The sequence below is a fragment of the Peribacillus sp. TE19612 genome (assembly GCF_056279465.1).
On sequence record NZ_JBWCCL010000004.1, the window covers coordinates 178,560 to 203,399 of the forward strand.

21 protein-coding genes and 1 pseudogene are annotated in these 24,840 nt (G+C 40.8%); 19 read left to right on the forward strand and 3 right to left on the reverse strand.

Annotation, left to right across the window (positions count from 1 at the left end; translation table 11 throughout):
* Positions 1-393: 393 nt before the first annotated feature.
* The gene (locus ACZ9AO_RS09015) at positions 394-1,740 is read left to right on the forward strand and encodes an APC family permease (protein WP_048687571.1); all 1,347 of its coding nucleotides are present in this window, start codon (positions 394-396) and stop codon (positions 1,738-1,740) included.
* A gap of 265 nt (positions 1,741-2,005) precedes the next feature.
* Here ACZ9AO_RS09015 and ACZ9AO_RS09020 read toward each other — a convergent pair.
* A pseudogene (locus tag ACZ9AO_RS09020) lies at positions 2,006-2,243 on the reverse strand (transposase); the annotation flags it as partial.
* A 516-nt stretch (positions 2,244-2,759) separates the two neighbouring features.
* Between ACZ9AO_RS09020 and ACZ9AO_RS09025 the strand changes: the two are divergent.
* The 3 genes from ACZ9AO_RS09025 to ACZ9AO_RS09035 are packed head-to-tail and all read left to right on the forward strand — an operon-like array spanning position 2,760 to position 4,626.
* Positions 2,760-4,037, forward strand: coding sequence for a Glu/Leu/Phe/Val family dehydrogenase (locus tag ACZ9AO_RS09025; RefSeq protein WP_476108897.1), 1,278 nt, complete (start codon positions 2,760-2,762; stop codon positions 4,035-4,037).
* Positions 4,038-4,069: 32 nt separating this feature from the next.
* Entirely contained in the window at positions 4,070-4,360 is a 291-nt protein-coding gene (locus ACZ9AO_RS09030; protein WP_034307765.1) for an SAV0927 family protein, read from the forward strand.
* Positions 4,361-4,377: 17 nt separating this feature from the next.
* On the forward strand, positions 4,378-4,626 hold the full coding sequence (locus ACZ9AO_RS09035) for a biotin/lipoyl attachment domain-containing protein (RefSeq protein ID WP_048687574.1): 249 nt from the start codon (positions 4,378-4,380) through the stop codon (positions 4,624-4,626).
* Positions 4,627-4,702: 76 nt separating this feature from the next.
* Here the strand turns inward: ACZ9AO_RS09035 and ACZ9AO_RS09040 are convergent, their stop codons facing one another.
* Complete coding sequence (locus tag ACZ9AO_RS09040; RefSeq protein ID WP_476108898.1) at positions 4,703-5,443, reverse strand: IclR family transcriptional regulator; 741 nt, start codon at positions 5,441-5,443, stop codon at positions 4,703-4,705.
* A 174-nt stretch (positions 5,444-5,617) separates the two neighbouring features.
* Here ACZ9AO_RS09040 and ACZ9AO_RS09045 point away from each other — a divergent pair, with 174 nt between their 5' ends.
* The 9 genes from ACZ9AO_RS09045 (at position 5,618) to ACZ9AO_RS09085 (ending at position 16,395) form a co-directional block, all read left to right on the forward strand.
* Positions 5,618-6,496, forward strand: coding sequence for a dimethylarginine dimethylaminohydrolase family protein (locus ACZ9AO_RS09045; RefSeq protein WP_476108997.1), 879 nt, complete (start codon positions 5,618-5,620; stop codon positions 6,494-6,496).
* Positions 6,493-8,109: a M20/M25/M40 family metallo-hydrolase gene (locus tag ACZ9AO_RS09050; RefSeq protein ID WP_476108899.1), complete on the forward strand. Its 1,617-nt coding sequence runs from the start codon at positions 6,493-6,495 to the stop codon at positions 8,107-8,109. The genes ACZ9AO_RS09045 and ACZ9AO_RS09050 overlap by 4 nt, the downstream gene beginning before the upstream one ends.
* A 165-nt stretch (positions 8,110-8,274) precedes the next feature.
* Positions 8,275-9,618: a YfcC family protein gene (locus tag ACZ9AO_RS09055; RefSeq protein ID WP_476108998.1), complete on the forward strand. Its 1,344-nt coding sequence runs from the start codon at positions 8,275-8,277 to the stop codon at positions 9,616-9,618.
* A 51-nt stretch (positions 9,619-9,669) separates the two neighbouring features.
* Positions 9,670-10,857, forward strand: coding sequence for an amidohydrolase (locus tag ACZ9AO_RS09060; protein WP_476108900.1), 1,188 nt, complete (start codon positions 9,670-9,672; stop codon positions 10,855-10,857).
* A gap of 189 nt (positions 10,858-11,046) precedes the next feature.
* Positions 11,047-11,808 carry a dimethylarginine dimethylaminohydrolase family protein gene (locus ACZ9AO_RS09065; RefSeq protein WP_476108901.1) on the forward strand — a complete coding sequence of 254 codons (762 nt, stop codon included), beginning with the start codon at positions 11,047-11,049 and terminating at the stop codon, positions 11,806-11,808.
* A 51-nt stretch (positions 11,809-11,859) separates the two neighbouring features.
* Complete coding sequence (locus tag ACZ9AO_RS09070; protein WP_034307751.1) at positions 11,860-13,275, forward strand: amino acid permease; 1,416 nt, start codon at positions 11,860-11,862, stop codon at positions 13,273-13,275.
* Between the two features lie 254 nt (positions 13,276-13,529).
* Positions 13,530-13,868, forward strand: coding sequence for a VOC family protein (locus tag ACZ9AO_RS09075; RefSeq protein WP_476108902.1), 339 nt, complete (start codon positions 13,530-13,532; stop codon positions 13,866-13,868).
* Positions 13,869-14,482: 614 nt separating this feature from the next.
* Positions 14,483-15,619, forward strand: a complete 1,137-nt coding sequence (locus ACZ9AO_RS09080) for a YibE/F family protein (RefSeq protein WP_406593518.1) — start codon at positions 14,483-14,485, stop codon at positions 15,617-15,619.
* The gene (locus ACZ9AO_RS09085; RefSeq protein ID WP_476108903.1) at positions 15,619-16,395 is read left to right on the forward strand and encodes a YibE/F family protein; all 777 of its coding nucleotides are present in this window, start codon (positions 15,619-15,621) and stop codon (positions 16,393-16,395) included. The genes ACZ9AO_RS09080 and ACZ9AO_RS09085 overlap by 1 nt, the downstream gene beginning before the upstream one ends.
* A 319-nt stretch (positions 16,396-16,714) precedes the next feature.
* On the opposite strand, the gene ACZ9AO_RS09090 is transcribed toward ACZ9AO_RS09085, so the two are convergent.
* Entirely contained in the window at positions 16,715-18,547 is a 1,833-nt protein-coding gene (locus ACZ9AO_RS09090; RefSeq protein ID WP_476108904.1) for a sigma-54 interaction domain-containing protein, read from the reverse strand.
* A 167-nt stretch (positions 18,548-18,714) separates the two neighbouring features.
* On the opposite strand from ACZ9AO_RS09090, the gene ACZ9AO_RS09095 reads away from it, so the two are divergent.
* The 6 genes from ACZ9AO_RS09095 (at position 18,715) to ACZ9AO_RS09120 (ending at position 24,525) form a co-directional block, all read left to right on the forward strand.
* Positions 18,715-18,945: a hypothetical protein gene (locus ACZ9AO_RS09095; protein ID WP_048683687.1), complete on the forward strand. Its 231-nt coding sequence runs from the start codon at positions 18,715-18,717 to the stop codon at positions 18,943-18,945.
* 82 nt (positions 18,946-19,027) lie between these two features.
* Positions 19,028-20,440, forward strand: a complete 1,413-nt coding sequence (locus ACZ9AO_RS09100) for a purine-cytosine permease family protein (RefSeq protein ID WP_476108905.1) — start codon at positions 19,028-19,030, stop codon at positions 20,438-20,440.
* 45 nt (positions 20,441-20,485) lie between these two features.
* Complete coding sequence (locus ACZ9AO_RS09105) at positions 20,486-21,475, forward strand: heme-dependent oxidative N-demethylase family protein (RefSeq protein ID WP_476108906.1); 990 nt, start codon at positions 20,486-20,488, stop codon at positions 21,473-21,475.
* A gap of 12 nt (positions 21,476-21,487) precedes the next feature.
* Complete coding sequence (locus ACZ9AO_RS09110) at positions 21,488-22,006, forward strand: hypothetical protein (protein ID WP_053535485.1); 519 nt, start codon at positions 21,488-21,490, stop codon at positions 22,004-22,006.
* 5 nt (positions 22,007-22,011) lie between these two features.
* On the forward strand, positions 22,012-22,977 hold the full coding sequence (locus ACZ9AO_RS09115; RefSeq protein ID WP_063593932.1) for a PDR/VanB family oxidoreductase: 966 nt from the start codon (positions 22,012-22,014) through the stop codon (positions 22,975-22,977).
* A gap of 54 nt (positions 22,978-23,031) precedes the next feature.
* On the forward strand, positions 23,032-24,525 hold the full coding sequence (locus ACZ9AO_RS09120; protein ID WP_476108907.1) for an aldehyde dehydrogenase family protein: 1,494 nt from the start codon (positions 23,032-23,034) through the stop codon (positions 24,523-24,525).
* Positions 24,526-24,840: the final 315 nt, after the last annotated feature.

Below are 24,840 nucleotides of genomic sequence, written 5' to 3' on the forward strand. Positions count from 1 at the left end.
TATAACTATAGTAGTTTTGAAACTCATTAAATGAATTCCTATAGATGATTAATCATGCAATTATCATGCCAAGTCACTGTGAGTGATTTAATGAGGGTTTTTACAAGATAACATGGGCCTTGTGTATGCAAAGGCGAATAAGTTATGGGAAATTGAATCGTCAATGAAGAGATGCTGGAAGACTTCATATCTGTGAATCAATCAAATTTCGGGTAAGAATACAGGAATTAAGGCGTTTTTCGTTTGTCGAAATAAACCGAAATCATGTGGCACAGAAATTGCATAAAGGTATATATACAGGTAAAACTTTTAAAAAAGAGGGAGGCATGGGGATTATTCTGGTTAAGAAATTGAACTCACTAGTTTGAAAGCGGTTTCAAGGAGGAATGATAGGTGGAAAATGAGGTTACATTGAAAAGATCACTGAAATTATGGCAAATCGTTATGATGGGGTTAGCATATATGACCCCCATGGTTGTATTTGATACATTCGGCATTGTATCTGGGATTACGGGCGGCCATGTGCCGACTGCTTATATCGTTGCATTGGTGGGGATGCTTTTTACAGCTGCCAGCTATGGAAAACTTGTAAAGGTTTTTCCTGCTGCAGGTTCTGCCTACACTTATACGCAAAAGGCGATAAACCCGCATTTAGGATTTCTGGTAGGATGGTCCTCGTTGTTAGACTATTTGTTTTTACCTATGGTCAATGCATTGTTGACCAAAATTTATCTGACAGCATTATTTCCAGGAGTTCCTACATGGATTTGGGTAGTATTGTTCGTAGCAATCGTCACCATTCTCAATCTCAGGAGCGTCAATGTACTTGCTAACTTTAATGCGCTTTTTGTTTTAATTCAGATTGCCATCATGGCAGTGTTCATCATTCTTGTTGTCAAAGGTTTGAATGATGGAGAAGGTACAGGAGAAGTGTTTACATTAATGCCTTTCGTAAATGAAGGGATGGACTTCTCGGCCATAATAACCGGGGCTACGATCCTTTGTTTTTCCTTTTTGGGATTCGATGCGGTAACGACCCTATCTGAGGAAACGCCGGATCCGAAAAAAACGATACCAAAAGCGATATTTTTAACTGCGCTATGGGGTGGAATCATCTTCATTACCGCATCTTTCTTTATTCAGCTCTTTTTTCCGGACATATCCCGTTTTAAGGAACCGGATGCTGCATTACCGGAAATCGCCCTTTATGTAGGCGGGAAGCTATTTCAATCCATTTTTCTTTGTACGACTTTCGTCAATACGCTAGCCTCGGGACTAGCATCGCATGCCAGCGTATCCCGTCTTTTGTATGTTATGGGACGTGATAAAGTGTTTCCGGAAAAATGGTTTGGATTTATTCATCCTAAGTGGAAGACACCAGCGATTAATGTACTCATAGTTGGAGTCATTTCAATGTCGGCTTTATTCTTTGATTTAGTGACAGCAACGTCACTGATCAACTTTGGTGCATTAATGGCATTTACCTTTGTAAATCTTTCAGTGATCAGCCATTTTATCATTAGGGAAAAGGAGCACCGAACGGTAAAGGGGTGTATTAAATACTTAATTATGCCTTTAATTGGAGCTATAGCAATTGGCATTCTATGGATCAACCTTGAGGCAAGTTCCCTGATAATGGGGACAAGTTGGTTCATTATTGGTTTTTGTTATCTATTATATATCACAAAGGCATTCAGGAAGGCACCGCCCCAATACCAAGTTGAAGAAATTCAGCTATAAGACTTTGCAAGGAAAAACGCATCCGATAAGGATGCTTCAGTTTATTGACTTCAAAAGGTTTAGGAATGGTTTCATTCCCAAACCTTTTTGATTTTTAATTGGATAAAGAATAGATGACCGCGACCATTTCTGGCCCTTGCCTGTCAAGTTGGATATCTTCTTTATATTCATGTAAGAGTCGCCTGCACCGACAATATTTTACGTCCGCTTGTTGTCCAAAGCATGCCATGGCTTTTCTTTTGCATCAGCGAATATTTCCATAAGTAGTAGAGAAGTGAGGTCCTTTATCTGACATAACCTAAGAACCAGCATAGGCCACGTTCGTATTTACCTCTTCAATAGTTATGCATCAATCGAATAAATAGAGTAGATTGAATGAATGTCAGTTTAACCAAAATGACTGGGTCAATACTTGGGCGTACTACCTCTGAATACATATCTTTTACCAAGTCATAAATGAAAGAGATATCAAGGGCGGCCTCAATTATACGAACCAAATGTTCGATTGCTCCAAATGACAACATTTAAAGTCGATTTCGCTTAATAGAATCATGTTTAGAAATTATCCTTTTGACTTCAAGTTTTAATACTTCTTTTTTTTAAACAAATAAGACTGTAGGCAAAAGGGTTCTATTTAAAAGATAAACAAAGTTGATTGGAAGGGTAGGTGCGAGCCTCCTGCGGGAAAAGCGTGTCGAGGGAAACCCCGCAGGAGCAAAGGCGCCGAGGGCGGACCGCACGCGGAAAGCGAGTGCCTGGAGGCTACGTTAGAATTTATTATTATCGGGGTTTGACTACAGCCGGACGCATTCTAAAAAGGATGCGTTTTTTTTATGTTTTTAATCATCACTTTTTACATATGCAAATCTGAATTGCTTATGAATTAATACATATGTCCTGATGATTGTATGTGTGATATGGATGAGGGCAAATGGCGGTATGGTGCTATTCATACAATATCCTCAAAGCTGGCATGAAAGTTGCTTAATAAGTAATAAGAATAAAAGAGAGGTGCTAAAATGACAGAGAAAATTAAGGTTATTGAAAAACGTCAATTGGATAATCCACTGCAAGAATTCCAGGATATCTTAAAAGAAGCGATTCATGTTTTGGACTATCCAGAGCAGGTTTTTGATTTTCTGAAAGCGCCAATGCGTTTTCTGGAAGTCTGTATTCCTATTCAAATGGATAATGGCGAGACAAGGATGTTTCAAGGGTATCGTGCTCAACATAATGATGCAGCCGGCCCAACGAAAGGGGGAATCCGGTTTCACCCGGATGTCACTCCTGAAGAAGTTAAGGCATTAGCCGGATGGATGAGCTTGAAATGCGGAATAACCGATCTTCCATACGGAGGGGCAAAAGGCGGCATTGTGTGTGATCCCAGACAGATGAGTTCATCTGAGCTTGAACGATTAAGCAGAGGGTATGTCAGGGCAGTAAGTCAAATAGTGGGCCCTACAAAAGATATCCCGGCACCAGATATGTATACGAATTCACAAATCATGGCCTGGATGCTGGATGAATATGATCACATCAGGGAATTCGATTCACCTGGCTTCATTACAGGAAAGCCTCTGAGATTAGGAGGATCGAAGGGCAGGGAAAAAGCCACTTCCAAGGGCGTATTATATACACTTCAAATGATTTGTGATTTAAAGGGGATTCCTATTGAAGGCATGCGGGTAATCATCCAGGGATTCGGGAATGTTGGCAGTCATTTAGCATTGTATTTACATGAAATGGGGGCTAAGGTTGTCGGAATAGCGGATGAACTTGGAGGTTTATATGATCCGAATGGATTGGACATTCCTTACCTTTTGGATAACAGGGACTCTTTTGGGGTCGTTTCGAACTTATACAAAGATTCATTATCCAATCAAGAATTATTGGAAAAAGAGTGTGATGTGCTGATCCCCGCAGCCATTAGCGGAGTGGTGAATAAGGATAATGCAAAACGACTAAAATGTGAAATCCTGATTGAAGCAGCAAATGGGCCGACGACAAAGGAAGCGATCAAGATTCTCGATGATAAAGGTATAGTGCTAGTCCCGGATATTTTGGCGAATTCAGGAGGGGTGATAGTCTCGTATTTTGAATGGTGCCAGAACAACCAAGGTTATTACTGGACGGAAGAGCTTGTAGATGAACGATTGAAGGAAAAGATAGCGGCCAGCTTTTTGAATGTCTACCATACTTCACAAAAATATTCCGTGAACATGAAAGTGGCTGCTTATATTGAAGGGATTCGCAAAATAGCGGAAGCATCCCAGCTTCGGGGGTGGATCAGGTTCTGAACGAATTAGTTTACAAGAAAGGAGACAAACCGTTGAATTTTGATATTCTTTCCGAAAATAAAGAAAACCAGGCTATTCATCATTATTGCTTATTGTCACAAGATTATAGATATGATGTAACCATTGTATATTCGGCCCAGTTTTTCGGTAAAGCAATGGTGACTTCCATGCAAAGCGGAAGAATGATCCTGCTTTGTGCCAATGATATTAATTTGGATCAGTACTGGGCTCCGACTCTCGGCATTGAACAAGAAGATATATCTGAGTTCCAAAACTTTCTTAGGTTAGTTTTACAAACCCCATTTCATTTTGAAGAATACTGAAGGAAGGAATGATGTAAATGTACGTTGATGTGATTCTTAGCCCTTGTGATGGCAGGGTTGAAAAAATTTCAATATCCAAAAATTCCAGATTTTACGAATGGGAACAATTATTTCAGATTAAGAAGGCAGATGGAAGTGTGGAAATCATTGATATTGGTGTCAGCGGGAAAATTGAAACTTTGGAGGTATTGGAGGGCGAACCTGTGGTGGCCGGCGAGGTCCTCGCCTATTTTAAAGAAGATTTATTTGTGACCGGCAGCGATTAATATAAAGCGAAAAGAAGATGAAATGATTCATCTTCTTTTTCGGCTTATTCGATAATCCTCCACTGCTCTCTTATTTTCATGGTCCCCTATACCCCAATTTTGCAGAAATCCGAGTGCCAGTTTCCATCACATTCTTAATGAGGAAATCTAGTCTATCATCTGTCAGGTTAAAGCTGACAAAGCCAATGCTCACAGCACCGTGAACTTCCCCAAAATGGTTCAATATCGGCACGGCAACAGAACATGTACCTTCTGTTCTTTCACTGTGACTGATTCCATGTCCCTTCTTTTTAGTCTCTTGCAATATATCCCAAAAAGCTGCTCTTTCTTGAGTTGGCAGAAGAGCATCTACGATTTTTTTCGTTTGATTATATGGCATATAGGCGAGCATCGCTTTATTGGCAGCCCCGATATGCATAGGTACACGTGAGCCAAGCTGGTCATAAACCCGGATTTGGCTTTTTTCACTGTCGATTCTTTCGATAACGAGTGATTCCATCCCGATTGGTTGGCTTAGATAGACGCTTTCCTCCACTTTGTTCATCAGCCTTTCGAGTTCAGGCCTTATTTGACTAATGTAATCCATTTTGTCATACATGCGTAAACCATATTCGAGCCAAATATTCCCCAAACCATATTGTTTGGATTGCCCGTCCTGTTGAATTAATCCATGCAAGGACATTGCCTTTAACAAACGATGCATGGAGCTGACAGGAAGATCACATTCTTGGGAAAGTTCCGTAATTGACAGCCAGTTTTCCGAAGAATTGGATACCAGCACCTTTATAACGTTCATGGCGCGGTCAATTGATTGCATATACAAACCACCTATCTTTCCATACAAGATAAATAAAAGTTAATTTATTTGAAAATTTAAAACATATTGACATTATACCAAAACTAAATTTATAATAAAAGAAAAATTCCTATTAGCGGAAACGTTTTCCACTATGCGGAAAAGGAGGGGGAGGCAGTGACATTTTGTTCGTCCATGTACAAACCATTGGAACGTGTCATTGTAAAACATCCGAAAGAAGCTTTTATTAGTCAAGAGCATTTAAGCCAAACGTGGGAGAACTTCAACTTTTTGGAAGAGCCAGATTTCAACGAAGCGCTAACGGAGTATGAGAACTTTATATCCATTTTGGAGAAATATGTCCCAAACATCGATTATTTGCCAGCATCTTCGGTAGTTGGCATTGACTCCTTATATGCGCATGACCCAGTCAAATTCACTAGCCAAGGAGCCATTATTTTAAAGTCGGGGAAAGAATCGAGGCAGCCTGAAGCGACTGTATACAAGGAATACTGTAAGGAAAAGAACATCCCGATCATTGGGTATTTAACGGGTGATGCGGTCGCGGATGGCGGTGATATCGTTTGGCTTGATGATAAGACCTTGGTTGTCGGACATGGTTATCGTACAAACGCTGAAGCCATTCGGCAATTAAAGGAAATGACCGCACATCTTGTGGATGAATTCATCGTAGTTCAGCTTCCGCATGATCAAGGAGCGGCAGAGTGTCTCCATCTCATGTCTTTCATCAGCATGGTCGACCATGATTTAGCGGTAGTTCATTCTCGCCTTATGCCTGTCTTTTTCAGAAAACTGCTTATTGAACGAGGTATTCAACTTATCGAAGTGCCGGTTGATGAGTACTTGAACTTGGGTTGTAATGTGCTTGCCATTGCTCCGCGGGTTTGCGTGATACCTTCTGGTAACGCTTACACGAAGCAAAAGCTTATTGATGCGGGAGCGACAGTTTATGAGTACAAAGGAACTGAAATCAGCTTCAAAGGCACTGGAGGTCCTACCTGTTTAACCTGTCCGGTGGTGCGTACAAATATTGATGAAGGGGGATTGAAATGAGTCAATTACTATGGGGTGCTCCAGAAACGCTCCGTGCTTTGTTGTGTGAACTTGTTAGCTGGGAAAGCCGTACTCTTACACCAGGGGAGCGAACGTTCCCTTATAAGGTGCAAGAGAAATTAAGGGAGCTTGATTATTTTAAAAGGAACCCGGCATACTTATCGCTTCACGAGGCAGATTTAGGAAGGAATTTTGTCAATGCCTTTTATAAACATCCCGATTGCAAGGAGACCGTTGTATTAATTAGCCATTTTGATACGGTTCATACTGAAGAATACGGTGACCTTGAGACTCTTGCATTTCAACCAGAGGAGCTCACGAAAAAACTTCATGATAGGAAAGATGATCTGCCGGAAGAAGCGCGCATTGATCTGGAATCAGGAAAGTACTTGTTTGGTAGAGGAACGATGGATATGAAAATGGGGCTTGCCCTTCATATGGCTATTATCGAAAAGGCAAGCATCGAACAATGGCCGATCAATCTCCTGCTGTTAACGGTTCCAGATGAGGAAGTGAATTCTGCGGGAATGAGGGCAGCTGTTAAAGAACTTGTGACCTTACGTGATAAATATGACATTACCTATAAAATGTTTTTTAATAGTGAACCGTCCTTTTCACAGAAACCGGGTGATAATAGACATTATATTTATTCCGGAACTTTAGGGAAAATCATGCCCGCTGCCCTTTTTTATGGGAAAGAAACTCATGTAGGTGAGCCATTAAAGGGAATAACGGCTAACTATATAGCCTCGTTTCTCACGCAGCTCATGGAGTGGAACACTCTTTTTCTGGAAAGTGACCTTGGCGAGGAAACACCTTTACCAGTTTCGCTTCAGCAAAAAGATCTAAAACTACAATATTCAACTCAGACACCTTATCGGGCAGCCGCGCTTTATAATGTGTTCATCATGAAAAGATCAGCTGCAGAAATAATGGATCTATTCGAGCAGGTTGCAAACGAAGCAGCGATGAAATGCAATGAATCTTATAAAGAACTTTGTCTGCGTGAACAAATTGAGGGTGTAGGCGAAGTAAAAGTATTGCGCTACGAAAAGTTACTTTCATATGCCGAGGGCAAATTTGGCGGGAGTTTTGTTGAGCAAATAAAGAGTGAAGTTAAAGGAAACAAGGATTTGGATGAGCGGGAAAAATCAGTGCGGATCGCTGAAAAATTGATGATACAATGTCAGGAGCTTTCACCAGCCATCGTATTGCTGTTCGCACCGCCATATTATCCAGCCGTCAATTCGTCCGATGATCCGCTTATCATCGAATCTGTGAAATTAATGCAGGAAACTGCCAGAAAGTTTGATGAAGAAGTCAGCCAAATTCATTATTTTAATGGCCTTTGCGATTTAAGCTATGTTCAATATACTGATGATTCTGATGGCTGGACGGCTTTTGAAAAAAATACACCAGTCTGGGGCGATACTTACAGCATTCCTTTTGCCGATATGCTAAAACTTCAGGCACCCGTACTAAATGTGGGTCCATTCGGCAAGGATGCCCATCAGCGTACTGAGCGCCTTCACATCGATAGCGCCTTTGTCCATACGCCCGTTTTGCTTGAGAAGTTAATAAAGAGTATGTTTAAGTGTTTGGTTGAGAAGTGATGGTCCTACAGGGAAACTGGATTAATAGTATTAAACTTAACTGGGGGTATTAATATGAATGACCTGCCTAATGGTCCAATCACTTCCGAGCCGCTTAATCAGAATAATAAGCCACTTAACCAACTAACGGAGTTACCGGAAAAAGGGATTAATCCTTTTGTATTAATGTTTATCGTAATTGTGATAGTGACGGTTCTAACCTACATCTTACCAGCAGGCCAATATGAAAGAATTGAAAAGGATGGCCGAAGTGTAGTCGATCCCACTTCTTTTGAATTCGTAGAATCAACACCTGTGGGATTATTGGAAATGTTCAGCAGCATTCACGCAGGGATGATTGAAGGAGCGTCAATTATCTTGTTCGTCTTCTTGTTTGGCGGGGCACTGGGAATCATGCAGGCAACAGGGGCACTGGATTCTTTCATTAAGTTTGTGGCTGTCCGATTCGGAACAAAAGAAAAATTGCTTATTCCGTTGATGGTATTAATCTTCACATCATTAGGGACACTGATCGGCTCTGCTGAAGATGCTTTAGTTTATATCGCCATCATTGTTCCGATGACGATCGCATTAGGCTTTGATGCACTTACTGGTTTTGCGATCGTCATCCTTGGAACTTTGGCGACTGGATTCATTTCGGGCATTACGAACCCATTTAATGTTGGAGTTGCTCAAAGCATTGCAGAATTGCCCATGTATTCGGGAATGGGATTGCGGATCGCTCTTCTTGCAGTGTTTTATGTCGTTACAGTATTGTACATCTATTTCCATGCAATGAAGGTAAAAAGAAACCCTGAACTGGGTGAATATGGGAAATTTAGGCGTGAAGAACATGGACAACTTGATAAAAACTTTAGGATGAGCAAAAGACATAGCGCTGCTTTAATTATTTTATTGGTGAATTTCATCCTATTAGTCTATGGAGTTATTAAATTAGGATGGTATATAAGTGAAATTGGCGGCTTGTTTTTATTAAGCGGGATCATAATGGGCCTAATCGGAGGCTTGACTCCGTCCAAGATGGCTAATGGTTTTATTTCAGGAGCGGGCGATATGGTTTCAGGGGCATTGATAATAGGTATTGCTCAGACAATCTTGGTCATCATTACAAGTGGCGGATTGCTTGATACTATTTTATATTATGCTGCAGGATTGGTTGAGCAGCTTCCTCCCGCCATAAATGCAATCGGAATGTTCATTGTCCAATTATTCCTTAACTTCATTGTTCCATCAGGAAGCGGACAAGCAGCATTGACGATGCCGATCATGGCTCCATTAGCGGATTTAATGGGTGTGACAAGACAAACGGCAGTTTTAGCTTTCCAATTAGGGGATGGGATTTCAAATATGATATTTCCGACTTCTGGAGTGCTATTGGCTGGACTGGCAGTGGCAGGCATATCATTCACGAAATGGGTAAAATGGGTATTTCCCTTTCTATTGATTCAGGTTGCCGTAGCGATTATCTTTTTGATCATTGCTCAAAGCATGCAGTATGGCCCTTTTTAAAGATCTAAAAAATCTGAATATTGGCACTAAGTGATCAGGGAGGCATTTATGATGAAGACAATACAGGAGACAGTTGTGGATGAAGTGATTTCATGGAGACGTCATTTTCATGAAAATCCGGAGCTCTCGTATCAGGAGCACCAGACTTCCGAATTCATCTATAGGAAATTAAAAACCTTTACAGGATTAGAAGTGACAAGACCTACGGAAACGAGTGTATTAGCGGTTCTCAAAGGCGCAAAAAAATCACCCCGAAAATCGAATACGATTTCCTTTCGTGCAGATATTGATGCACTCCCGATTGAAGAGGAAGCAGATATTGAATATAAATCAAAAAATCCAGGGGTTATGCATGCATGCGGACATGATGCACATGCTGCGATGTTATTAGGTGCTGCAAAAGTCCTCTCCGGGAAAAAAGACGAGATTAATGGAGAAATCAGGTTTATTTTCCAACACGCAGAAGAGGTTCTGCCAGGAGGAGCTCAGGAATTGGTGAAAAAAGGGGTCATGGAAGGAGTGGATTATGCATTTGCATTGCATGTTACTCCTTATGAACGAACAGGAACCATATGTTTAAGGGAAGGGGTATTCTGTGCAGCAGCCGATGATTTTGAAATTAAAATCATTGGGCAGGGCGGTCATGCGTCGACTCCGGAATTAACGGTAGATCCGCTTATCATTGGTGCAGAAATAACGACGAATATTCAACATATCGTTTCCAGAAAAATTTCAGCTCTTAGGATACCTGTCATTTCAGTCACCCAGTTCCATTCCGGAAGTGCGCTCAATGTCATACCTGAATATGCAGAAATCGGCGGTACCATTCGATCCTTGGACTCTGATAGCCGAGTGAAAGCAAGGGAGTATCTAGAGCAAATCGTTAAGGGGATTTCAGAAACGCATGGGGCAAAATGTGAAGTCACTTGGTATTTAGGGTATCCAGCGGTGGTGAATGATAAAGCTGCCGTTGATATTTCAAGAACGGTCATGGAAGGTATTTTTGAGGAAAATAATATCATCCAGGTTGATGATCCCATGTTTGGGACAGAAGATTTTTCGGCTTTTTCCGAAATCGTTCCCTCTTCCATGCAATTTCTAGGCGTCCATGATAATGAGTTTGGAAAAGCTTATCCTTTGCACCATCCTAAATTTAAAGTCGATGAGAAGGCTTTAGGGTATGGAGTAAGATATTTTGTAGGAATAGCGGATAACTTATGCGGTCATCAAAATAATTGAGAAAGCATGGGCTAAGAAGAGACACCCCTTATAGTTAAGAAAGGCTTTCGGTTGTCTCTTTTCTCTACCATGCCTATAAATCTATAATTTCCGCTTCTGGAATAAACGAAACTTCATTTAAAGTACGGCAGGAGCATAAAGGTATTCCACATTATAAAAAGATAAACTACCTATTTAGGAGGAATATATATGTTTAATCACGCGATTGTAAGAAAGATTGGAAAAAGTTTTGTAAATGGCTTAACAACATCGGATTTAGGAAACCCGAATTATGAAAAAGCGCTTGTACAACACGAGGCTTATGTAGAAGCATTAAAACAATGCGGTGTGAAAGTGACCGTTCTCGAATCGGATGAGAGGTATCCTGATTCCACGTTTGTGGAAGATACCGCGGTGTTGACGCCAAAATGTGCCCTCGTAACCAATCCTGGAGCAGAAAGCCGGAATGGTGAGATTAATGAAATGAAAGAAGTTTTAAAGGACTTTTATAACACAATCGAATATATTCAATCTCCAGGTATGTTAGATGGCGGGGATGTAATGCAAGTTGAGGATCACTTCTATGTTGGACTTTCAACCAGAACGAATGAAGCAGGTGCTCTGCAGTTCAAAGATATCATGGGTAAGTATGGTTATGGCACGACCATCATTCCCCTTAAGAAATTCTTTCATTTAAAAACGGGTGTCAATTACTTGGGAGACAATAACTTATTAGTGGCAGGGGAATTCATTAATCATGAGGCTTTTTCTAGCTTTAATCAAATCATCGTAAAAGAGGAAGAAGAATATTCCGGTAACTGCGTCAGAATGAACGACTGCGTTATTGTCCCGAAAGGGTTTGAGGGTACAAAGAAAAAAATTGAAGAATTGGGATACACAGTGATTGAAGTGGAAATGACTGAATTTCAAAAACAAGATGGCGGCCTTAGTTGTCTTTCATTGAGGTTCTAAGATGGTTTGGGAGAAGGCATAGGCTAATAGATAAGATAAGGACGTGATTATATGGGGTATGGACTGGAGAATAATGATCAGCTGCAACGCTCAATGAAAAGACGCCATTTATTTATGCTTTCACTTGGCGGCGTAATTGGTACAGGCCTTTTTTTAAATGCTGGCTATACAATTAACCAAGCGGGGGCAGGAGGAGCCCTGATCGGTTATCTAGCAGGCGGTCTTATTTTGTATATGGTCATGGTCTGCCTTGGCGAGCTAGCCGTTCATATGCCGGTTACAGGATCATTCCAAAAATATGCTGCCGAATATATTGGGCCTTCCGCTGGTTTCTCTCTAGGATGGATGTATTTCGTAGGCTCAGCCGCAACTGCAGGAGTTGAATTTACGGCAGCAGGAATATTGATGAAACAATGGTTCCCCCATAGTCCTACCTGGATTTGGTGTGCGGTGTTCATAGTGCTTTTATTTACATTGAATGCATTAACGACAAGAGGTTTTGCAGAGGCGGAATATTGGTTTGCTGGAATAAAAATCGTTGCAGTGATTTTGTTTATCTTGATTGGAATCGCTGGTATCTTTGGTTTTGTCTCTTTATCTGATCGTCCAACCCCATTCTTCGAGAATTTGGCACCTTCTGGTCTATTTCCAGCTGGCGGCATTACAATTATCTTTGTGACAATGATGAATGTAATATTTTCTTATCAAGGCTCAGAACTTATAGGAATAGCGGCAGGTGAAAGTGAAAAACCTGAAGAAAACATTCCTAAAGCCATTCGAAACGTACTATTTAGAATCATTGTTTTTTACATTTCGTCCATTATCATCCTTTCCGCCATATTCCCTTCTTCGGAATTAGGTTTATTGGAAAGTCCTTTTGTAACTTTGATGAAGATAGCGGGGATTCCTTATGCAGCAGGTATCATGAATTTCATTATATTAACTGCCATTCTTTCAGTGGGGAATTCATGTCTTTATGCATCTACAAGGTTGCTTTGGTCGATGGCCCATGATGGGATGGCACCAAAAGTGTTTGGTCTATTGTCCAAAAGGAAAGTGCCCTTGAATGCCCTTCTTTTTACAATATGCTTTTCGCTTCTCTCATTATTGACTAGCTTCATTGCGGCGGATACTGTGTTCGTGATACTAATGTCCATAGCGGGTATCTCCGTCACGATTTCATGGATGGGAATTGCTTTATCGCAATATATGTTTAGAAAGAAATTTATTAAAGCGGGTGGCAAAACGGAAGACTTACAATACATAGTACCGTTTTACCCATTCGTCCCGTTGTTTTGTTTAGGCTTTTGTTCGCTGATTCTAGTTTTCCTTGCCTTTGACCCTACTCAACGGGTTGGACTATTTTATGGAATAGGATTTTTGGTAGCCTGTATATTATTCTATAAATTTAAATTGGCTAAGAAAGCAGAGTCGAACACGAACTTAGAAAATGAAAAAATATTGTAATAGAGTTGACCGAAGGCTAGCCAGTTTTTACTGGTTGGCCTTTTTAAATCTTTTAATTGCGGTAACTTGGATGATTATTCACTGAATCGGAAAGATGATACTGTCATTTTCACTAAAAAGAAGGAATACCTTACAAAATAGGGAGGGAGAAATAACAAGTCCGATTACAAAGTGACTAACAACATCTCGACGGGCCTGTGGAAAATTAACTTTTTTACCGTGAGAAAACAATAATACCAAAATTGGGGGAAGTAATGAAAATCAATCACATAAATTTAACTGTTAATGATGTTACAGCTTCACGTGAGTTTTTAGAAACATACTTTGGATTGACATGTGCAGGAGGTAGGGGAGATGGGTTCGCTGCAATGAAAGATGATGATGGTTCCATATTGACTCTGATGAAAGGAAGCAATGTACAATACCCCAAGACTTTTCATGTTGGATTCATACAAGAAAATGAAGAACAAGTTAACAGGATCAATCAGCGGTTGAAGGAGGATGGATTCAAGGTAAAACCTCCACAACATTTACACAGATATACTTTCTACGTAGAAGCGCCCGGAGGATTTAACGTTGAAGTACTGAGTTAAAAGTATATGGAGATGAAATGCCGTTTTCTAAAGATGAATTAGGTGGAGAAATGAAAAAGATGGTAGTGAAAGTACTAAAAATGCTGGATTTACACAAAATAGTACTGCAATGGAAATGCAAGAATTTGTTCAAAATCAATTGATGGAAAAAATGAAAATACCTACATTCATTGTAATCTAGGGAAATTCCAAAGTTGGAGTGTTGGAAGTAGTCATGCTCTAGAAATCCACCAAGCATCTCAGAGATACTAGATTTTAAAAAGACCTTCTGTGTATTCTTGAATCATTCGCGATTTTACTAAAGCATAATTATATGAATTTTAGGGCAATACTACTTAGGAAATTGTAGTATTGCCCTTAGTTTTTCACAACTGATGGTATTGACAATATAGTGAGAAAATCAGGAATGAAGGGACTTGACAAGTATTTTATGAAATTTAGTTCTTCCCATCCTACCGGGGAGACGTTAAGGTGGTAAATCGGACTTTGTTTTCGCAAACCAAATTCATTCATGATAAGATAAATAAAATCAAATACTAGTAAGGCGGGGTGGAGCCAATCAATTCTGGCTCCTCCCTGCTTTTTTTGCCCACCCGATATTTGGAGGTTTTATTTTGAATGTTATCGTAAATAAATTTAAAAAAATGGGATACAAGCAGGTTTCTTTGTACGCCGTCATCGCACTTTGTTTTGTCTTGTCTGTTATCTTTGTTCATCACAATTATTCATTCTATGAACGACCAATAGCCAAAGTCATCAAAACAAATCTGGAAAATACAACTGAATTGAATGATATGTATCAAAATGAAGATCGACTATTTACCCAGAGTATAATAGCCGAAATACAAAATGGAGAAGAAAAAGGAAAGCTAATTCATTTAAAAAATGAATATTCCTCATCCGGAGCTTTTGATCAAGAATATCGAGTTGGGAATGATTTATTTGTTTCGATTGATACGAAGACTAAAGAAAATTCAGAGTTAACTGGAACAATAAAAGACGTAAAACGTGATAAATTTGTGTTGATTGTAGCATGGGTTTTTATCTTTACATTACTTATCGTTGGAAAAAAACAAGGCCTGCTTTCAATTATTAGTTTGGCAGTCAATGCCATATTATTGTCATATGCATTAGATTTTTATTTGAATACATCAAACATTGGTTTGGTTTTGATATGCAGTATAAGTATCATACTATTTACGGTCTTTTCCCTTTTACTCGTTAATGGTTTTAATGAAAAAACCTATGCAGCGGTTATTGCGACACTATTAGGGACTTTTTTATCGCTGTTCATTGCTTATCTTGTTATGTGGTTAACTTCCGAAAAGGGCCTTCGATATGAAGAGATGCAATTTATCACTCGTCCTTATAAAATGGTGTTTTTGGCAGGGCTATTTATCGGTTCTTTAGGAGCTGTAATGGATATAGCCATTACCATGTCTTCTTCGATTTTCGGGTTGTATGAAAAGAATAACCACATATCAGTAAAAGCACTTAAAACTTCAGGATTAGAGATTGGAAAAGACATTATGGGGACCATGACAAATATTTTGTTTTTTGCCTATATAAGTGGTTCCATTCCTATGATTATTTTGTATTTGAAAAATAATTCTGCATTGGGTTTTACCCTTTCCATGAACCTAACATTGGAATTGGCCCGTGCTCTTGCAGGTGGTATCGGAATTGTGTTAACTATCCCGATCGGTCTATATGTCTCTATTTTTTTCATTAATCGAAAGAGGGAAAGATAATGAATGTATTAGTGTTGCTAGCGTTTATACTATTTATATTAATGATCTTGATTGGCGGAAAAAAAGGGGCACGTTCATTTTTTGCTTTGTTCCTAAACTTTGGTGTGTTACTTTTCACCATCATTTTTATGACTAATCCATATATTGATCCGTATATCGTAACATTGATTGCATGTATGGTGATTAGTTATATTAATTTATTTTTCATTAACGAAGTGAACAGTACAACAAAAACAGCATTCATTTCTACTATTATCACGATTGTTATTGTACTCTTTTTTATTGTCATTGTGACGGAAAATGCGATGATACAAGGTTTCGGTGAAGAAGAAATAGAAGAGCTTAGCATCTTTTCCCTTTATATTGGGGTGGATTTTGTTAAAATTGGAGCTTCAGTAATTATTATGAGTACTATTGGCGCGATTATCGATACAGCCATGGCCATTGCATCTCCCATGCGAGAAATGTATCATCACCATCCATCCATTAGCAAGAAGGAATTATTCACATTTGGATTGAGTATTGGGCGGGATATTTTAGGGACATCTACGAATACACTATTTTTTGCTTTCTTTGGAGGCTATTTGGCATTGCTTATATGGTTTAAAGATTTGTCCTATTCTGTTGGAGAAATAGTAAACTCAAAAATATTCAGTGCTGAAATGATCACAATATTTTGTGCTGGAACAGGAGTAGCCCTGATAATTCCTATTACAGCCTTGATTACTGCTTATTTTTTGGTGAAAAAAGGAGAAAATAAAGAGAAAGTTATATAGGTTTCATGGCAAAAAAGCTTATGGGCACTCATTTGTATAATCGGAATAAGTCTTTGGTTTTTTTGCAAATGATTATCCATATTCTGCTCCATACGCTTAACCGTTTCATTTTTTTGAGGGAGGTTGGTGGAGGAACAAGATGCCATATTGCCTATATAAGCTTACTGCCATTTTAATTCCTTCATAACGTTCATGATGTATATATGGTTTGATAATAACGAAAAAGCTGACAGCAGAAGCCCGTTCAAAACGGCTCCTGTTATCAGCTTTACTTTTTTTACCCAGGGCTCCAATTCGATAATAGGACTGCATGCCGAAATCAAACATGTATGTTTAGCTGTTTACGGAGACGTTGCATTTCTGAATTGAAATAGGCTTTGCTGTAATCACATCCGACAATAGCTACGATATTGCCGTCATCATCGATGATTGGCGCAAAGCTTGTTTTCCACTCACCGTACCTGTCTTCGTATATGGGAGTAACACCCGCTTTACCATTAAACGCTTGGTAAGCGACATTGACCATTTCCGGGGGACCCATATATTCTTCCCCCGGTTCAATTACAAAGCCTTTGTCTGCAACGAGGTGAATCAGACTTCCATCCTCCGTCATGATAAATATAAAGACCCATTCAATTACGCCTTCCTTTTCTTGAATCATGGTAAGTTTTTGTTTTAATTTCTGGGAATAGGAAGGTTGCCGGTTCATATTTTTTTGTAGACTGATAACCTCTTCAGCTGGAATGATAGCTGCGGTCACAACGGCAATGGATCGAAGCCGCTGGTTTATTTGTTCTTCTAAAATGGCCCGTTTATCCACTGGTGAAAAGCTTGCCTCTTCCATTTTATTTCGTAATTTTTTATATTTCCTGCTCATCGTCGGCTGGCTGACTTCCAATACCTTTGCCGCCAGTTTCAATGATTTATATTGTTCCATCGCCATGTTGATGAGTTGTTCTTCCACAAGGTCAACGGCTTCCTGCAAAGGCATTAGGAAATCGATGACGGGTAGTGAAGGGGGTTTGGGCTCTTTAAATGGAAGCACCTCTTTAACCAAAGCAACATCCACTTCCGGTATTCCGCTAGTAATCACAAGTCTTTCAACTGTATTTTCAAGTTCTCGCACGTTACCGGGCCATTGATAGATGCAAAGCAAGTCGATTGCATCCGGGGTGAACGCTACATTTCGATTGTACAGTGTATTGTACTTTTGTAAAAAAAACTGAACCAGGTGGGGGATCTCATCCACACGATTTCTTAGCGGCGGAAGATGGATAGGCACGACATGAAGACGATAATATAAGTCTTCTCGGAATTCACCTTTTTTCACCATCTTTTCGAGCGATTTATTTGTTGCGGCAATCACTTGAATGTCAACAGGGTGTGAGGTCGTACTTCCAATTGGTGTGACAACTCGTTCCTGAAGGACACGAAGCAGTTTTACCTGTACGTTAAGCGGTAACTCGCCTACTTCATCCAAAAATAAGATACCTTTATGGGCCAGTGTGAATTTTCCCTTGGCGCCTTCTTTCCGTGCGCTGGTAAAAGCCCCTTCTACATAGCCAAACAGTTCGCTTTCAATCAGGTTTTCCGGAATGGCGCCGCAATTGACAGGTATAAATGGTCCGTCGCTTCTATTACCCATATTATGTATGGCCCTGGCGGCTATTTCCTTTCCTACACCGGATTCCCCCAATAAAAGGACGGTTGCGCTGACATCACAAACCATTTGCATTTTATGCAGAACATCAAGCATCGGTTTACTGCGGATCACAAATGGAAAAGTTGGCTTTTTCGATTCCAATAATGGTCCCGATTGCCCACTTGATGTATCTGGATATGAGTCTTTAATTTCTTTGTAAGCCCAGACCCATGCCCCGGATTCAATCGGGTATGCCGTCATCAGCAGCTCATGCCCCTGCCATGAGGACTGCATGAAAGATCTTTTCTCATTTTTGCCCATTATCTCTTCTGCCAAGCTTGTAGAAAATAAATCTTGTTCAACATCCTTGATGGAACCACCGACATTGGCGGATTTGATTGTATGGAATAAGGTATTCCCTGTTCCGGTCGATTTCATGATGGTGCCATTTTTATCTGTCACAATAAGCTGGTCGTAAATAGACAAGAGTGCAGAGGTGAAGTGATCCATTTATGTCTACCTGCCTTTCATTTAACTTACTAGTTTCATATTACAGAAATTTCACAATTGTTCAATAGTTTCAGAAATGAATATTCTTCCTATTGAAAACCCTGTTAGCATAGTGCTTTCTGATTGGCATGGTTATTGCAATAAGTAAAGAGAAGGGACTAGAAAGCATGATTGCAAAGGAGGGAGAAGCGATTTTGAATAAAGAGAATCAGTTCCAACAGAATATCAATTCTGAAGATCCCTTTATTAAAAATCTATATTCAGATTTGAATGAGCGGATCAATGCGTATGAGCAGGAAGATGCTGTGAAAATCGAAAAAATGAAATGGAGTGATGCGTCAGGTTCTATTTTTTTCATGATTTTAATCATCGCCTACCTAATCTATACACTTGTCTGAAATGTTGTTTAGATCACCAAGAACAATGACAGCCTTATTTCAAGCCATACAATCATTATTTTAATAGTTGGGAGAGAAGCGTGTGAGCAAAGAGAATTCCTCCATTTCAAAGGATGTGGCCTTTGGGTTCTTACCGGCAAGTAAAAACGACCGGATTTTTAACCTACGGGATTTAATTTTAGTTCAAGTTGTTATTGGCCTCTCATCTTTTGGGCTGTTAACTGGTGGATATACAGGTACAATGCTTGACGCGAAGCAGTCACTTGCAGCGATTTTATTCGGTAACGCCTTCCCTATGCTGTTGATTGTTCCTATTACCCTTTATTTTGCACGTTATGGCATAGACACTTTTGTAGGGTTTCGAAGTTCACTAGGGTATTTAGGATCCAATATCTTTTTCTTTGTTTTTCTTATTTTAACTCTCGGCTACATTTCCATTGCGCTCTTTATGTCCGGCCAGGCGTTGGCAGAGGCTGCTAATTGGATGGGGATGCCAGCCATTTTTTCAAGCCAAGCAATGGGGGCGCCGTTTTTCTCGATTTTACTCTTTATCTGTGCATTTCTTGTAACCGTGAGGGGACCGGTGGCGATTCAAAAATATACCGCAGTGGCCGTGCCGGTTTTTATGGTTCTCATGTTTGGCATACTCGCAATTGTTTTGTTTGGACAGGGATTCACGAAAGTTGCCCATATACTTCCTTCTGAACCCTTTGAAACGACTTCTCGTTCATTCGCGACAGCCCTGGAATTAAATGTCGGTCTCGGCTTTTCATGGCTTCCGTATCTTGGCCAATACAGCCGTTTATCCAAAACAGAGGGAGGCGCATTTAAAGCGGGATTCTACAGCTATGGAATCATCGTCTGTATCGCTGCTTTAGTTGGGGCCCTTGCTGCATTAGTCGCTGGTTCACTTAATCCTTCTGACTGGATGTTTTCCATAGCAGGAAGTTGGGGCGGCTTCATTGGCTTGATTTTACTTTCGATTGGGAATGTCGGTGCAGCCATTTTCCTTATGTACTCACAAGCTGTCAGCTTTAAAACTGTATTCCCAAAAAAATCATGGATGATTGCGATGGGAACGACCGTACCGACTATATTCTTACTTCTAAGCTCAACGTTCTACGATGCATTTGGCTCATTCATTGCTGTCATTTCTTTTATTATGGCTGTACTTGGCGGCATTGTCGTAGCAGATTACTTTTTTGTAAAGCGTCAACGCATTTCAATAAGGGATTTGTATGACACACAAGGCTCTTATACCTATTGGAAAGGCATTAACCCGTCTGCCGTTCTCACGGTGGTCATTGGAACGATCGTTTACTGGGCACTCTATAATCCATTGACTTTTGAAGCAAGTGATTTTTTCCTTTATACGGCTGCCGGAATTCCAACATACTTTGTCGCTTTAGTCACTTATTATGTTTCATCTAAATACATTTTCCGTTTTGAAGTTGACATGGATCGTCCATCTGTTGAATTAAAGGAAGCTAAATGAAAAAATGCTCTTTAAAGAATCTAGGGAACGAGAGGAGATTGTTCAATGTTTACACAAAGTTTAGATTTTAAAACAACTGATTTAGATACATTCCCATTTCCATTCACTTCAGGTAACTATCGCTATTCAAACGATTTGAAAAGACTCTCAAACATTAACTGTATTGAAGTTACACCAGAATACAAACTCCAAGTGGAAACGAAGCGTCGTCTCCTTCAAGAACAGCCGCATATAAGGTTTCAATCTTTTTCACACACAATGGAAATGCAATGGGAAGTATTGGAGATGCTGATCGACATGGCAGCTGATCGCTATCCGGAGCATTTCGAGGTCAGTAAAGATGGGGACAAATGGACTTTCAAGAACCACATTTTCGGGGAAACCGATTCATTCGTGTATGGCGATGCCAGTACGCTTCCATATGAGCCGCTTGATTATATTGGGCGCCATTTCCATAATGATTTTGTTTTAATGGTTCATCGCGATAGTAATTTTTATTTGGAAGTGGGGCAAGTTTCATACGCCGCACTCTTCTCAGCTAACTGGAATAAAGGCATGTCCTTTGATGAAATCCATGCACCTGTTCCATTTGTATCGCGGAAGGGCGATGAACTGGCAGAGCGTGTTCGTAAGTTTTTGTTATCCATCGAGCCAGGTAAGCCATGGACACGCATCAACTGGAATCTGATGGCTGACCGATGGGATGTCAACTATGAAACGATGGATGTCTGGGGACCGCAACGTTCTGAAATAACACCGGAAAATGCAGGTAAACTTGTTCGTTTGCGTGTTGAAGAACAAAAATTTTATCGCATGCCACGAAGCAACGCCATTCTATTCGTATTGAATACTCAATTCCTGCCACTAGAGGATTTGACATTGCGCCAGGAGTGGTTTGATCTGACATATAGCGTACTGCAGGATATTCCCGGACCAATGGCTGAATACAAAGGAATTGCCCCATTCCTTCCACAATCGGTCGAATATTTGAGGAGTATCGATGAAAAGAAAAAAGCGAAGATAAAAAATAAGTAGGAGGATAGGGCCTTGTACAATAGTCCAGTATTGTTTGATAAATCCATTACGATCGTAAATAAATTTACCCCTCGGAATGAACGAAGAAAGTTTGTTGTCATTTCTGATCAAGCCGGATATGATCAGGCGAAAAGTTTCACTTCTGAAATCGAAGGTACAGTGCCTGTTGAATGTCTATCCATTAACGGAATGGAAGATAAAGAGGAGATTAAGAGACTCATCCTGTCACAAAAGATGGGCACCCAATTTTATATTGCGGCTGCATGGAACAATGCCGTGATGATCTTCTCGCTCGGAGTGGAGGCTGGTCTATCTGAAGCTGAGATCCAGACGGTGATTATCGGGCCTAAACGACGTTACGTATATTGCATGAAATGTTTCGAAGTGTCGGAAGTCGAAGAAGAAGCAGAAATTGCAGAATGTGACCATTGCAAAGCCAGTCTTGAAATAGGTCCTTTTTACTCAATCGTACGGGAAGGTTATATTGGTTACCCATACATCCCGATCGGAAAAGAAGAAGTAGGGAGCTGATCATCATGCGGGTAGTAGGAAATATTCAAATGAAAGTAAACAAGATCATTCAAGAAACTCCATTCGTGAAACAGTTCGAGTTGATTCCAGTTGATGGAAAGCCATTGCCTGCATTTACAGGCGGTTCGCATTTGACCACTTACATGCCTGCTGGAGATAAGATTTTCGAGAGAGAGTACTCCCTTATCAGCAACCCAAGGGACCGCAATAAATATACAATATCCATTCGGCGTGATGAGGCATCACGCGGAGGTTCGGCTTTCTGGCATGATCAAGTAAAGGTAGATTCCAGGTTGGAAGTCAGTTTTCCTAAAAATAACTTCCCTCTCAGCTTTCGAGCTAAGCATCATGCTTTTTATGCAGCTGGAATCGGCATAACCCCATTTCTGGCAATGATGGAAGACATGGCCGCCGAAGGGCAAACCTTCGAACTCCATTATGCAGCACGCACTCCGGAGTTATGTGCTTTTTATGATCTGCTGAAAGCCAAATACCCTGATCAATGCACCTTTTATTTTTCGCAGGCAGAAGACAAACGCAGAATGATGCCCGAGACGATGATGGATCATCGCATTGGCACGCACGTCTATTTTTGCGGACCAATCGAGATGGTGCAAGAGTATCGAAAAGCTGCCAGTTCCTATGGTTATCCGGAACATGCGATCCACTTCGAATTATTTGCGACAAAAAATGATGGGGCGCGAGATCCTTTCATCGTCGACCTTACAGACAGCGATCGGTCCATCCGCGTTCATGAGGGTGAAACACTGCTTGATGCGCTTTTAAGGGAAGGAATCGATGCGCCTTATTCTTGTAAAGTTGGCGGGTGCGGAAGTTGTGAGGTGGATGTTGCAGAAGGTGAAGTGGATCACCGGGATTATTTCCTTAGCGAAGAAAACCGTCAAACACGAAAGTCAATCCTGACATGCTGCTCACGTGCGAAGGAAGACAGACTGGTCTTAAAACTGTAACGATTAAATTCCGTTCAGATTAATAAAAAATAATGAAAACCGGAGGAATGAAACATGACAATATTAGAAACGGCAGTATTAGAGCTTAAAAATTACATCGACGGTAAGTGGCAGGCCTCATCTTCAAATGAAGTAATCCCGGTAATCAATCCTGCAACACAGGAAATCATTGCAAAAGCTCCGCGTGCCACCAAAGAAGATACAGAAAGGGCAATCTCAGTAGCGAAGGCAGCCTTTGAAAGTGGAATCTGGTCAGGCCTAACAGCACAGGAGCGTGCTTCCTACCTATATAAAATTGCTGATAAAATTGATGAACGTGCCGAAGAGTTAACGATTCTTGAAACAATGGACAACGGGAAACTTAAAGCAGAGGCAGGTTTCGATATTACTGATGCCGCCGCGTGTTTCCGTTACTACGCTGGTTTGGTCCTTCATCCAGAAGGGGAAACGTATCAAGTTCCCGCTCCCGTGCAAGCGATGGTTGTTCGTGAGCCAGTAGGTGTAGCCGGTTTGATTGTACCTTGGAATTTCCCACTTCTAATGAGTGTCTGGAAAATCGCACCGGCGCTTGCGGCAGGGAACACCATTGTATATAAACCGGCTGAAGTGACACCTGTAACAGCAATGAAATTATTCGAAATCCTGGAGGAAGCAGGCATCCCGAAAGGTGTGGCTAATATGGTGATGGGCCGCGGCACCGTTGTCGGTCAAACCATTGCGGAAAGCAACGAAGTTGACATTGTTTCATTTACAGGAAGTACGGATGTTGGCCGCTCTATCATGAAGGCGGCAGCGGGCAACTTAAAGAAAATTTCCCTTGAGCTTGGCGGTAAATCACCTAACATCGTTTTTGCAGATGCAGATTTAGAGACGGCCGTCGATTACGGATTATTTGGCATCTTCTTCGGTGCCGGCCAAGTTTGTTCATCAGGCAGCCGAATTCTAGTTGAAGAAAGCATTTATGATGAATATGTAAAACGCTATGTTGAACGCGCAAATAAAATTAAAGTTGGACCTGGACTTGCAGAAGACAGCAACATGGGGGCAATTGTCAGCGAAGCGCAAATGAATAGCATTTTGAACTATATTGAAATCGGCAAACAGGAAGGTGCGACACTTGCGGCAGGCGGTTACCGTCTTGTTGATGACGGTCTTGACAAAGGGTACTTCATTGCACCGACTGTCTTCACCGATGTAACACCTGACATGCGCATCGTACAAGAGGAGATCTTCGGTCCAGTCGTTGTCATTCAAAAGTTCAAAGATGAAGAAGAAGCTATTAAACTGGCAAATGATACAGACTACGGCCTTGCAGGCGGCGTCTTCACAAACGATGGTGCAAAAGGATTGCGTGTGATCAAGAAGGTACGGGCAGGCATCACATGGGTAAATGATTATCATCCAACATATGTCGAGGCGCCATGGGGCGGTTACAAACAGAGCGGGATTGGACGAAGTTTAGGAAAATACGGCTTGGACGAATACCAGGAAATTAAACAAATCAACATTAATCTCGACGTAAAACCCGTCGGCTGGTTTCCTAAATAATCGTCACTTACTTTCTTTAATCAAACCAAAAACCTAATCCAAATACGGATTAGGTTTCAGTTTGGCGACAAAATGGGGTTAGGAGTCCGAATAGAGAGAATGTTTTTTACCATAATCCTCATCGGATTGAAGAGATTTGCGACACTCCTGCCTAATTACTGGCTAGCCGAGACCCCACAGTCGCTTGCGCTGAGGAGGCTTGGCAGACAGTCGGCGGAAAGGGAGCGGATTTCCTGAAAGGGTTATGTGTAATGATTTCCACTCCAGGCACTCGCTTTCCGCGGGCGGTCCGCCCTCGGCTGTTCGCCCGCGGGG

Excerpts from the sequence above, each read along its gene's own strand:
- ACZ9AO_RS09025 (WP_476108897.1), top strand. The coding sequence starts at position 2,760 with ATGACAGAGAAAATTAAGGTTATTGAAAAACGTCAATTGGATAATCCA.
- ACZ9AO_RS09035 (WP_048687574.1), top strand. The coding sequence starts at position 4,378 with ATGTACGTTGATGTGATTCTTAGCCCTTGTGATGGCAGGGTTGAAAAA.
- ACZ9AO_RS09040 (WP_476108898.1), bottom strand. The coding sequence starts at position 5,443 with ATGCAATCAATTGACCGCGCCATGAACGTTATAAAGGTGCTGGTATCC.
- ACZ9AO_RS09045 (WP_476108997.1), top strand. The coding sequence starts at position 5,618 with ATGTACAAACCATTGGAACGTGTCATTGTAAAACATCCGAAAGAAGCT.
- ACZ9AO_RS09050 (WP_476108899.1), top strand. The coding sequence starts at position 6,493 with ATGAGTCAATTACTATGGGGTGCTCCAGAAACGCTCCGTGCTTTGTTG.
- ACZ9AO_RS09055 (WP_476108998.1), top strand. The coding sequence starts at position 8,275 with ATGTTTATCGTAATTGTGATAGTGACGGTTCTAACCTACATCTTACCA.
- ACZ9AO_RS09060 (WP_476108900.1), top strand. The coding sequence starts at position 9,670 with ATGAAGACAATACAGGAGACAGTTGTGGATGAAGTGATTTCATGGAGA.
- ACZ9AO_RS09065 (WP_476108901.1), top strand. The coding sequence starts at position 11,047 with ATGTTTAATCACGCGATTGTAAGAAAGATTGGAAAAAGTTTTGTAAAT.
- ACZ9AO_RS09070 (WP_034307751.1), top strand. The coding sequence starts at position 11,860 with ATGGGGTATGGACTGGAGAATAATGATCAGCTGCAACGCTCAATGAAA.
- ACZ9AO_RS09075 (WP_476108902.1), top strand. The coding sequence starts at position 13,530 with ATGAAAATCAATCACATAAATTTAACTGTTAATGATGTTACAGCTTCA.
- ACZ9AO_RS09085 (WP_476108903.1), top strand. The coding sequence starts at position 15,619 with ATGAATGTATTAGTGTTGCTAGCGTTTATACTATTTATATTAATGATC.
- ACZ9AO_RS09090 (WP_476108904.1), bottom strand. The coding sequence starts at position 18,547 with ATGGATCACTTCACCTCTGCACTCTTGTCTATTTACGACCAGCTTATT.
- ACZ9AO_RS09095 (WP_048683687.1), top strand. The coding sequence starts at position 18,715 with ATGATTGCAAAGGAGGGAGAAGCGATTTTGAATAAAGAGAATCAGTTC.
- ACZ9AO_RS09105 (WP_476108906.1), top strand. The coding sequence starts at position 20,486 with ATGTTTACACAAAGTTTAGATTTTAAAACAACTGATTTAGATACATTC.
- ACZ9AO_RS09115 (WP_063593932.1), top strand. The coding sequence starts at position 22,012 with ATGCGGGTAGTAGGAAATATTCAAATGAAAGTAAACAAGATCATTCAA.
- ACZ9AO_RS09120 (WP_476108907.1), top strand. The coding sequence starts at position 23,032 with ATGACAATATTAGAAACGGCAGTATTAGAGCTTAAAAATTACATCGAC.